Below are 11,318 nucleotides of genomic sequence, written 5' to 3'. Positions count from 1 at the left end.
CTGCATTAGCCTTTGTTGCGTTTCGTCTGGTTCAGGCTGTTGGAGCATCGGCCATGCTGGTGGCCACCTTCGCGACCGTGCGCGACGTATATGCCTGAAGCTCATCATAAGTTGGAGAGGCCCGGATTTATCTTTTGGATCAAGAGCGATGATTTGTTGGACGATATCATCCAGAACTCGCTCCAATTCAGGCAAGTTGTAGTTTGCGGATAAGGCGACTTCGACGACGCCTACTTTCGAGAAGATATCGCCATGGTCTCTCACCCATTCAGCCAAGTTTATCAGCTTTTGTTCGTCGATACCTGAACTTGCAATTACGTTGCTTATCGAAGGATGGCTGCACAGCAGCAGAGCCATTCGAGGACCAACTTCATCATCCCAAGCTAAATAGTCTGTAACCAACCCTGAGACGACCTCGCTCACCAAATCTGGTAGAGTGTCTTGCTCGCCCTTACCACTCAATTTTTCAAAGTACTCGATGTCCTTAGGCACCATGTCTTCAGCGCTTACGTTCGTCTCTTCGATCTTCCGCCGGAACACCTTAAGGAAAGCAAAGGGCGTCTTCATGATGTCTTGAGAGAATTCTTCAAATTCGTCAGCCGTCAAGGTTCGTTCGGCCAAGAGGCCGCGCCAATCACTTAAGCCAGTCAGAGGAAAGCCGTGTTCGGTTATAGCTACATCGAATTCCCTTTGTCTTTCGCACGCATCTGGTAGGAAAACGAAGAACTCTGTGGCGAAAAAGCTCTCGCTATCGCTCGCGATTTTCAAGGCGACCCTACCGTTGGAAATCTGTTCACGTGACAGAATCCACCATTTGCCCGCCTGATCTTCGATCTCAGATTGGCCACCGTCGACACTAAGCGCTTCACTCGCTCTTTCGAAGAACAATGATCGGGAGAACACGATGTCTTCTCCGTAAGTAACAAGCTCCTCGGCCTCAAAGCCTATCTTCTGTCGAAAGCTGCGTTCGTCGACCAGTTTTCGACGTAGGAACATCGGGAGAATTCCGAGTAAAACGGAGCTCTCTGCCGGCTCTGTGAATTCCAAACTTGCGCCTTTATCCATCGTATTCTCCTCCGGAACCCACTCTGGATAAAAGCATCTGCCCAAGCGATTTGATAAGCCATTCATAAACTTCTGGATCCGAAGTTTGAAGGAAGTCGAACACCTCTTCCTTTAACCAATCCGAATATCTGTTCGAAGCATCTGCGTCATCAATATCGAGGTGTCGAAGAGCCAAACTGTTACACACGATTCCCCAACCACTTTGAGCGAGCCCAGAGCCATCATTCTCAGTGATGGAACCCGCCCAATTTCGGATATCAAGAAGTCGCAAAATCCAACGAGAACGGGTGCGGGCGACGTCATCGGCTATTCCTGGCTTCCATTGCATGACCAAAACCGAAACCAAGTCATTCCGGAGTTTATCAAACCAGGCCATTTCTTTGGTCAGCACCAGCCAACCGCGCATTTGCGTGAGAAGGACATTTTCTCGGAACGCTTTCAAGTTAGCGGTTTCGACCAAAGTCGCGTTTTTGACTTGAGCGCCCCCCAAAAAACGAGCCAGTTCGTCCGGACAAGAGGGGCAAAGCACATACCCTGCTCGTCGTAGAACGGTTCGACAATGATCCAGCTTATCGTCTGCAAGAACACCCGCCTGGTTCAAGCTCGCAAGGATGTCGAGGGATGTTAGTGTCGGCGTCTGAGCGTCATTTTCACCCGCATGTTGGAATTGATTTAGGTAACGGTCGTCGCTCACAAGCGCTTCAACTTGCCCAGCAAGCTGTAGCGCAGCGACGTTTGGGTGCGACTTCAGATCGTCATCGTTAAATATCTTGTCGACGCGCACTTTCCCCGAGGACATCCATACGCTTAGGGCATTTCTTATACCCTCAATAATCCGCTTGAAATCATCCGAATGCTCATCCAGTTCAACCAGTGTATTCGCCTCTTGTATTACACTTTTGGAAACAAAAACCTTAAACCCAGCATCAGCGAGATTGGTTAGAAGTTTAGTTTTTTGAAAATACGAAACCGATAGGTCATCCAATAAAAGGTTCGCCTCGTCTTCAATCTGAATTTCATCAGGCCAGCGTTGCTCATTTCGTTCAAGGAAGATGCGTGCCTGTTGTTCGTCTTCGGGCATCAACTGACCAAGGTCAGCCAGCTTATCAATCACAGCCTGACAGCTGCATAGGCAGGTATCAAAATCACTGAGGTCGACGGTCTCATCCATAAGAGACCCAATTTTATGAACTGGCGCGCTTCTGACCACGATTGTTTTGGCTTCGCGGTCCTCCGCCTTAGCGGAAGTGAGCATTTCGGCCAGCTCCATATCGACAAGAGTGGCCAACTCAGCTTCGGGAGCCAATGATGGGGTGTATTCATGCACCTTCCCGGTTGTGAGCGCGGTCAACAATGCTCTGGCGGCCTTGACTCGACTCGGTTGATGGAAAGCCAGTTTACGGCGTTCGCTGAAAAGCCAACCGAGCGTTGAATGCGGTATGTGTATCTCGTCATAGTGCCGCACCACGTCTTCAAGGACATTCAGACTGGCGAGTGTCACAAGAGCGGTGCTTTCAAGGCCGATGCGTTTCAAGTCTGCCTCAACTTCGCCACGCACCCCGCTAAACGCAGAAACGACGCTGCGCTTTCGAGGGTCAGATTGCTTTTGGTTCAAGACAATAGAAGATACCTGCATTTCCAGCGACGATCTTCGTAGTTGCGCTGCCACCATCGAAAGTGGCATTTCACCCTGCCGGTAACTCTCCCAAACGACGTCTACATGCTCATTCCAATCTGGCATCTCATTTGCAATGTCCTCTATGGACTTTTTTTGCACAGGACCGTCTTCGCCAGACAACTTAAAAGCTCTATCAAACCAACCAAAAACTTCCGGGCCGTCTTCCATCCCGCTTTCAGTAGCTGTCATATAGCACCCCAGCAAAATAGCTGGATCATCCTCCCCAGCTTTTGCGGTTGCTTCAAGCAGTCCACCAAGTCGAGGGCTGTCTATCGCTCCAGATAGCTGTGCGAGCACATGAAGCTCGTCAGGGGTGCGATGCTCTCGTTTTTTCCATTCTTCTTCCACAAAAGCTGACAGTTCCTCCCAACGCCCTGAAGCAATTAAAAGGTTCTGATGCAAGTTGCGGTCATTTTGATCATCCCTCTCATTGCGAAGCTGAACAACGGCCTTTAGAGCTTCTTCAAAATTCCCATTTCGAAACTGCGTCCAGGCGGCAGCAAAGCGAAGCTCAAGGGACGATTGAACCAATTCCGAAGCTTCTAAGAGGACAACTTCCACCTCTTCATACCTGCCGTTTGCGAAAAGAAACCTAACAACACGCTCGGTCTCAGTCTTTGATCTTGTATCTACAACAAGTTTTCGGGCGAGTTCGAAGAAGCGATCCGAGTATCCTTGCTGACCAAGTTGCTCGACAAGATGTTCTAAGTTTGCTGTTGAAGGCACCTTTGAATATGTTTCTTCCAATTCACCTATGCCCGGGCCTTCTTTCCCTTGTGCAATGATCAACTCGAAACGGTCTTTTTGTCTCGCACTTAGTTTTTCGGAATTTTTCTCTATTGCGTACTTGGCAGATTCAATACGTCCAGCTTGGACGCAGGCCTGCACTTCAAATTCCAAATATGCCTCTGGATTTATGTGCGTCTCAATCACCTTTCGGTGAGTTTGATAATACGTCAATGCCTCTGCGGGATCACCGATGGAGGTGGCCATGACAAACCGAGCGAGCGCAACTGCAAAATTTCCTCCAGGGTTTCTTGCTTCCTGGCGTGAGAGAACGTGCTCAATTCTTTCGCGGTCAACTTTTAGATTAAAGCCAAGACCAAGTGGGATGTAGTGGATCGCAGTTTCTGCGTCGCCAAGTAACGAGGTCAGACGCGCGTGCGCAGCCTCATCGTCGTCCGGATCGTGAAGCTCCAACCAGAGTGCATAGTTTTCGTATGTATGCTTAGCGTCCAACCCAAATTCTGCTGCAGCTTCTTTCGCACGATTGAAGAAACCTGATGCGGTTTTTCGCCTCTTCATCGACTCCGGATCATCCCAAAGCGGGAACTGTTGTCGAACGAAAGGAACATTGGATCTGAAGGCATCCCGAAACTCCTCTGGTAAGACGGTCAAAAGACGCGCCATACCCGTAAAGTGGAGCAGAACCGGAGCTTCAACAAAATCTTCTTGCTTCAGTGAGATCGCTAAGGAATAAGCCTCGTCCCAGTTCTGGGTTTCTAACTGGCAGCTCAGAAGAACAACTTTGCCGTCTGCATCAAGATCAGTTGAGGCAAAATCTGCGTCACGAAACCATTGCAACGCTTGCTCAGAGTCAGTGCTGTGTTTGACTGACAGAAGGGCGGCAGTTACTTTTTCAGGATTATCAAGCGGAGCAAGTGCCTTCAGGCATTCCGTATAATCCGTGTGCTCAGGCAAGAACGCCCTGGCAATGACAGCGTCATCACATTCTCCAAGTGCTTCGGAGAGTTCGATAGCTTCCTTCGCAGCTATTTTTTCCTCTGACCGAGACAACCACCGAGCACATGCTCCAAAAGCATTTGATCGAACGCTTTCAGAAGCCTGACAGTATTCACCGGCTTTCAACTGCTTGCACATTCGTAACGCAGCCTTGGCGACATCACTACCAGGGAAAAAACGCGAACGACGTAGATCGTTGATCTTTGTTTGCACTTCCTCGTCCAGTAGTTGTCGAGCCTTGTCGCTAATTTCTCGATTTAGCCCGTGTTCGTCTACTTTGCGATCAAACAACTCTTCAAAAGCATCCTCGCTTTGAACAAGGCGAACTTGGAAAAACTGCTCTCGAACTCTCGGCAGACCAAACAATAAGGTATCAATATTTGCGGGGCGAATTAACTCGTATGAGAAAGATCCAAGTTTCTGCTTTACGCGATCGAGTATTTTCGCGCCCGAAAAGTCCTTAAAACTCTCATAGCCGCCAATTACAGTGTTAAGTAAAGCAAGAATTTCTCCGTTGTTTTCTTCCAGCCATTGAGTTGGCGAGGTAAAAAAATCGACTGTCGTTTTTGCAGGGTCAGTTGACACCGCGAGGGAATACTTGAACGGCAGCCCATCCTTGAGGAGACTTGAATCCAGTTCAGCGAACAAAATGAACTTAATAATTTCCCTAAGTGCCTCTGGAAGGCTAAACGCCGATTTGAGCCGTTTGCACTGAATCAGTCCAACAGCGTCACCATTCTTCGTCAGCCAGACATCCCGCCCTCGGTCAGCACCCGCGACCATAACCGTTGCTTTGTCGTAGTACGCTTCTGGATCCGATTGCTGTTCAAAAACTCTCCACAGCAACAGCTCAAAATCGGAATCTGACAGACTGTTCAATGGAGCCTTGTGCGCACCTGCTTCCACATCCAGTGCCCTTGAGACACTTTGAAGCTCTTGCTCCAGCGCCTTTGACTCAATGAATTCTGTCATCAAACACCTGTTTCCTCTTTAGAGGCTTATTTGGGGAGCGGAAATCGATACCTTTCATGCACTTCGATCCTAATATTTCGATGTCTAAAAAATACGCTCCAACAACCCCTTTTTACTCTCAGAAAGCATAGTTACCAGGTCTCCGAACCGCAATCAGCGATTGGATTGTGTGCGCTGCGATTGCTCCATTCTTTTGTATCTGGCGGCGCACGACAGCCCTCATTGCTTTCTTCGTTTGCTTAGTCGGCTTTGAACAACGCGCTCAGGCGGTTTGAGGGGCTGGATTATGCGGTTCTGTCCCGAAGAGTTCCGCCATTACCCAGGTGATGAGGGCGTGCCAAAGCGCTCTGAGGTGGGCGAGGACCTTGCGGATGTTGTGACCGCAGCCGCACAGCACGGCGAAGATCGCGTCACCAGAGGTTCCTTTCAGGGGGCAACGGGCGAGACGACCATCGGCTTTCATGTGGCCGATTTCCGGCTCGATTGCGCTGCGCCGTCGCAGCAGAGCCTTGAGAGATGGCGTCAGACCTCGACGCTGGCCAGAGATCAGTACCATGGTTTTCTCGATGCCATGCCCGCGATAGCCGCGGTCGACCACGGCCAAAGCCGGATGCTGATCGGTGAGCGTTTCGACCTGTTCAAGCGCCTCGGCCAAGGTGTGCCCGTCATAGGGGTTGCCCGGCATTGCACGCATGCCGACCACGAAGCCCTCAGCGATGGTCGTCGCAATGCTGACCTTGGTTCCGAATTCGTAGCGGACCCGTGTCTTGCCCTTGGAGATGCAGTCCACCTTAGGCTCGTGCAGAGCGTAGATCTTACCCTTGGATTTCGGCGTCTGGTGCAACAGCTGAGAGACCAGAACCAGCATATCAAGGACCCGCTCCCGATAGGCCCCTTGTGGGATGACGTCGATCTGCCGATCGCATGTCACGCAACACGCGTCCCGTGTATCCTTTCAATGTTCTCAGTGCTTTGCGCATGCGTTTGAACTGGCGCGCATGGGCGTAGCGCCCGACCTGCTGCGCCAACCGAGGGGATTTCCGTGCATAAGACTGGCGCAGGCTTAGACCGCCCTCACGCGCCAAAGCGACCAGTTTCTGGCGTGCCTTCTCGTAGAGCTTCGCGTCCGTTGGATGGCTGATGGCCTTTTCCATGACCGTCGTATCCACGGCCACACGTTTGAGGCTGGCGTCATCCACCGTGCCAGCGGCCCGCCCCGCCTCGATCGTTTTGGTCAGCAGCCATTCCGCGCCGTCTTCACCGATCCGATCCCGCCACCGGCTCAACGAAGATGGGTGGATCGGTGGCTTATGCTGAAAGAATGTCTCGCCAGTGAAGTGTTGAAAGTACGGGTTTTCGACCCACCGCGCGACAACGGCATCATCGGCCAAGCGATATACGTGCTGTAGGTACATCAGCCCGGCGACCAGCCTTGGATGCGTTGCCGGTCGCCCCTCCTGCGAGGGGAAGAACCCCGACCATTCCCGCTCAAACCATTCCCAGTCGATCAGTTCGGACAATTTTACCAACTCGTGGCGCATGTCGATCATCTCGACCAGACGAGGTCGCAAGAGATCGTCTTGTTCCGTGGCGCGGGAGCGGTGCTTCATGGCGGCAGTCCCAAATTGCAGGCTTTCTGAAGGAATCCTATGAAACCCTGCAGCACAAAGCCAATATAATCACCGCTTTCTCACACAAATTCAGAGCCTTGGAGGTTATTCAAAGCCGACTGCTTAGGGTGAGTTGTGCGGTTCTATCAGTTATGCGCACGCAGCGAATGTCTCCTTCGACGTTCCGCATCACAGCGACGACGACCACGAACGGATGTCGGCTGTGGGCCGGGAGTGACGGCCAGCGCTGCGCCAAGTGCAGCACGCGCTACGCCGCCGCATGGCCGCTTCGAGCCCTTTGTGCATGATGCTGCGGTATGCCTAGTAGCCCGTGAACCGCAAGAAAGCCGCCATTGGCGCGGGTTGCGGTCACCCAAAGTTGCCTGTCCGAATAGGCTAGGGGTCTGTCTGGCCGACAGCCAATTCTTCAGCATTTTTAATTGACCCGAGTGGGTTTGAGCGACTTTGCTCTTCGTATGGATTACTGCTTGTTTATAAGCTGGTATCAAGTCTCCACTTGACATAGCGCTCGGCATTTCTGACACAAATGGTGATGGTTCCCGGGACACTTACACTGGGATGAAAAGGGAATTTGGTGCGAGCGTGAGCTCTATTCCAAGACTGCCCCCGCAACTGTAAACGGTGAGCAACCTGTCAACACCACTGGGCCACATTGGCTTGGGAAGGGACAGGACGCGAAGATCCGCAAGTCAGGAGACCTGCCATCATGGAACGTAACCAACCGGGCGGAGGGCTCGTGGAGGACATGATGTCAAATACATTTGGGCCTGATCCAATGCGTTGCCTGCCTCCGTTTGTGGGGCAGATATGGACGCATTTATCTACATAGTTTCGGCAAGCTACGTCAGCGAAGGGAAATTCCGTTCGCTCGCAAATAAGCTGGTTGCATCTGCGCCTTGCCGCGCCATCGCTGTGCGTCTGGAAGCAACAGGCGATGGATTTTGGCATGCGCTGGATCACTTATCCGCCGAAGGTGCGAGCCGGATTGAGCTAAGGCCAATTGGCTTGCCGTTTTCACAAATCCTAGAGACCTGGATACCCAAAGCCGCTGGAAGCTGGCTGGATACCTATGAAGGTCAACCGCCTGACATCTTTTTCGCCGAACCGCTTCAATCCGATGGAGAATTCATCAAACACGCGGCTTGTGCGACTGTCAGGCGCAGGCAGATATCTCCACTTACCGATGGTGAACTCGGCAAAGGTTGGAATGAACCGCCTGCTTTTAAACACCACCTGCTCGTCTGCACTGGCCCCAGATGCCATCTGAAAGACGCGCCTAACTTGCTGGCGGCATTGAAGGCAGAGCTGGGCCAGGCGCGTCTCACCTCTGACTGTCTCGTCACCTCAACGGGGTGCCTATTCCCCTGCAACAATGGCCCTGTGCTTGTCCACTACCCATCGGGGAATTGGTACAAGGTCACCAATTTGACAGACCTTCGGACATTTGTGTCTCAGGCACTGCGCGCTGGAAAAATTCCCCAAAACTTACTCATTCATCAAACAGGAGGCATCCATGAAACTGCTTAAATTCCTAATACCGTTGGCCGCAATGGCAGGCGTCGCGCATGCGGACCCCGTGACCATTCAAGGCTGTAACGGTGATGTCATATTCGACAAAACCCCATCGCGCGCCATCACGTTGAACCAGCAGGCCACAGAGGTCATGTTGGCTCTAGGGCTTGAGGGGGCCATGGTTGGGACTGCCTATCTGGACGATAAAATCCCAGCACAATGGCAAGACGCCTTTAACTCGGTGCCTGTTTTGGCCGATAAATATCCGGCTGCCGAAGTTGTTATGGCCAATGAGCCAGATTTCCTATTTGCGGGCTTTGGCTCTGCTTTCTCCGAGGACAATCTCGGCGAAGCACAGAAGTGGCATGATCTCGGCATCGGTACCTATCTTGTGGATGCGTCATGTAAGGCGAAACACCCGAAGAATGTGCCACTGACCATTGACCCGATCCTCAAGGACATCGCAACCATCGGCGCTATCTTTGACGTCAAAGACAGGGCTTCGGCGCTCATCGCGGACACCGAAGCACGCATCGAAGCCGTCAAGGAAGATCCTGCAGGCGCGGGACGGACGGCGTTTATCTATGACAGCGGGACCGATACGCCCTACTCCATCGGTTGCTGTGGCGGCCCGGCTCTGGTGGCCAAAACCGCTGGCCTGAAAAGCATCAGCGCAGATGTGGAAGGCACATGGGTTGACCTCGCTTGGGAACGCGTGGTTGCCGCCGATCCAGAGATCATCGTGTTGATTGAAGCTGACTGGTCTACCGCGCAGGAGAAACGCGAGTACATGGAAAACGATCCGGTTCTGTCTCAACTGACTGCAGTGAAAGAAGGGCGTTTTGTCATCGTTCCTTTTTCTGAAACCCTGCTTGGCATGCGCTTTGCCGATGGTGTTGAAAGTGTCAACTCACAGCTTGCGGCGATGAAGTAAATGCAAACCCGGTTCCCGATCCTGTTTCCCACAGTCCTTGTGATAATGTGCGCTGCCGCGATCGCAGGGGTGCTTTGGGGAACGGCTGACATTAGCTGGTCAGATCGGTTCGCGATCCTGATGCAACGCGATGACGCGCCCCGAGGTTTGTCGTTGATCGTGTGGCAATGGCGCGTGCCAAGGGTCCTTGCCGTCGCGCTGATTGGGGCCGGACTGGCACTCGCGGGGGCGTTGATGCAAACGGCCCTGCGCAACCCTATGGCAGATCCATATTTGATGGGTTTGTCCTCTGGGGCATCTGCAGCAGCGGTTGCTGCCATCATTTGGTTACCAAGTTATTTGACAGACTTCTTTGGCGTCCCATTGATCGCCTTCTTAGGCGCGGCGCTTGCCTTTTTGATGACGCTCGGATTGTCGCAACACCGTGGGCAAGCCATGGACCCGCTTGTAGTCATTCTGGCAGGCGTTGCGGTTTCATTAATGTTCCAATCTCTAACGGCCTTTTTCTTGTATGTCGGAGACCCACATGCCACGCGTAGTGCGATTGGATGGCTTATGGGCACAGCCGCCGGGACTGAATGGAATGAAGTTCCGCTTCTCGCAATCGCTGTGGTCGTGATCGCCTTTCTTTTCATGGCCAAGTCCAACGCACTTGACGCTACCCTGCTGGGTGAAGAACGCGCACAAGCCTTGGGTATTCGCACAAATCGCCTCCGGATGATGATCTTTTTCGCGACGGTCCTGCTCACGGGTCTCGCCGTGTCTGTCGCTGGGATCGTCGGTTTTGTGGGCCTTATAGTGCCGCACATGGCGCGGCTCTTGATTGGCGCGCGGCATCGCGTGTTGCTTCCCATGACAATGGTTTTGGGTGCGACTGTTCTGATTGCTGTCGATCTTCTCTGTCGCACTCTGCTCGCCCCCGAAGAGCTGCCGCTCGGTGTCTTGCTTGCGCTCTTTGCCGCACCTCCTTTCATCTTCATTCTAAGGGGGCTCCGTCGTGCCGGTTGAACCAGCTCTCAGCCTAGATAATGTTGCTGTAAATGTCGCAGGCAAAGCCTATGTGCGTAATGTGTCCCTGACCGTGCCAAAAGGCGAAGTCCACGGTCTCCTTGGGCCAAATGGTGCGGGCAAAACCACGCTCTTACGCTGTCTCTATCGCGCTGCGGATGTGACCTCGGGACGTGTCCATGCGCAGGGCAAAGAGATCACGGATTATACCCATCAGGAATGGGCCAAGACCGTTGGCGCGCTCGTGCAAAGTTCGGGGTTGCTCGCGGGGCTGACACCGCGCGACATTGTGGAAATCGGGCTTTCGGTGCTCGATCTGCCGGCACACGAATACGCCACCCGCTGCGATGAGGCGCTGAGTTTGGTCGGTCTTGCCGACAAACAACACCAATCTGCGGGCGCCTTGTCAGGTGGTGAACTACAACGTTGCTACTTTGCGCAATTGTTGGCCTGCGATCCAGATATCTACGTTTTGGATGAGCCGACCAACCACCTTGATCTCCATTATCAGCTTGTTCTGCTGGATGAGGTGAAACGCCGTGGCCGCACGGTTCTCATGACAATCCACGACCTCAATCTCGCGGCGCGGTATTGCGACCGGGTCTATCTGATGTCGGAAGGTGAGATTTTGGCACAAGGTGCGGCGCTGGACGTGCTGACGCGGGACAATCTGATCAAACACTATGCCGTGGATGGGCAATTTGTTGGCAAAGCATTGGAGTTGGCAGGCCCCATCCTGGGCCAACTCGATCAGTTGGAAACCGACTGAACGGGA

Annotated in this window: 5 protein-coding genes, 2 pseudogenes and 1 riboswitch; of the genes and pseudogenes, 4 read left to right on the top strand and 3 right to left on the bottom strand. The window is 52.7% G+C overall.

Annotated elements, in window-relative coordinates:
* Positions 1–771: 771 nt before the first annotated feature.
* The 3 genes and pseudogenes from BM225_RS22400 to BM225_RS07600 form a co-directional block, all read right to left on the bottom strand.
* Positions 772–996, bottom strand: a pseudogene (locus tag BM225_RS22400) (hypothetical protein); the annotation flags it as partial.
* Between the two features lie 61 nt (positions 997–1,057).
* Positions 1,058–5,458 carry an HTH domain-containing protein gene (locus BM225_RS07605; RefSeq protein ID WP_092464086.1) on the bottom strand — a complete coding sequence of 1,467 codons (4,401 nt, stop codon included), beginning with the start codon at positions 5,456–5,458 and terminating at the stop codon, positions 1,058–1,060.
* A gap of 262 nt (positions 5,459–5,720) precedes the next feature.
* Positions 5,721–7,068, bottom strand: a pseudogene (locus BM225_RS07600) (IS5 family transposase).
* A 537-nt stretch (positions 7,069–7,605) separates the two neighbouring features.
* A riboswitch (cobalamin riboswitch) is annotated at positions 7,606–7,809 on the top strand.
* A gap of 87 nt (positions 7,810–7,896) precedes the next feature.
* Between BM225_RS07600 and BM225_RS07595 the strand changes: the two are divergent.
* The 4 genes from BM225_RS07595 to BM225_RS07580 all read left to right on the top strand — a co-directional run bounded on the left by BM225_RS07595 (position 7,897) and on the right by BM225_RS07580 (position 11,312).
* Positions 7,897–8,616, top strand: a complete 720-nt coding sequence (locus BM225_RS07595; protein ID WP_092464083.1) for a (2Fe-2S) ferredoxin domain-containing protein — start codon at positions 7,897–7,899, stop codon at positions 8,614–8,616.
* Complete coding sequence (locus BM225_RS07590) at positions 8,603–9,535, top strand: ABC transporter substrate-binding protein (RefSeq protein WP_092464080.1); 933 nt, start codon at positions 8,603–8,605, stop codon at positions 9,533–9,535. Before BM225_RS07595 ends, BM225_RS07590 begins: the two co-directional genes overlap by 14 nt.
* Positions 9,536–10,543, top strand: coding sequence for a FecCD family ABC transporter permease (locus BM225_RS07585; protein WP_092464077.1), 1,008 nt, complete (start codon positions 9,536–9,538; stop codon positions 10,541–10,543).
* 61 nt (positions 10,544–10,604) lie between these two features.
* A complete protein-coding gene (locus tag BM225_RS07580; RefSeq protein WP_245780436.1) occupies positions 10,605–11,312 on the top strand; it encodes an ABC transporter ATP-binding protein in 708 nt (235 codons plus the stop codon).
* Positions 11,313–11,318 lie beyond the last annotated feature (6 nt).

Source organism: Donghicola eburneus, from assembly GCF_900115865.1.
Taxonomy (GTDB): Bacteria; Pseudomonadota; Alphaproteobacteria; order Rhodobacterales; family Rhodobacteraceae; genus Donghicola; species Donghicola eburneus.
The sequence above is the reverse complement of the archived record's forward strand: the minus strand, read 5'-3'. Positions and strand labels throughout refer to the sequence as shown.

Excerpts from the sequence above, each read along its gene's own strand:
- BM225_RS07590 (WP_092464080.1), top strand. The coding sequence starts at position 8,603 with ATGAAACTGCTTAAATTCCTAATACCGTTGGCCGCAATGGCAGGCGTC.
- BM225_RS07585 (WP_092464077.1), top strand. The coding sequence starts at position 9,536 with ATGCAAACCCGGTTCCCGATCCTGTTTCCCACAGTCCTTGTGATAATG.
- BM225_RS07595 (WP_092464083.1), top strand. The coding sequence starts at position 7,897 with ATGGACGCATTTATCTACATAGTTTCGGCAAGCTACGTCAGCGAAGGG.
- BM225_RS07605 (WP_092464086.1), bottom strand. The coding sequence starts at position 5,458 with ATGACAGAATTCATTGAGTCAAAGGCGCTGGAGCAAGAGCTTCAAAGT.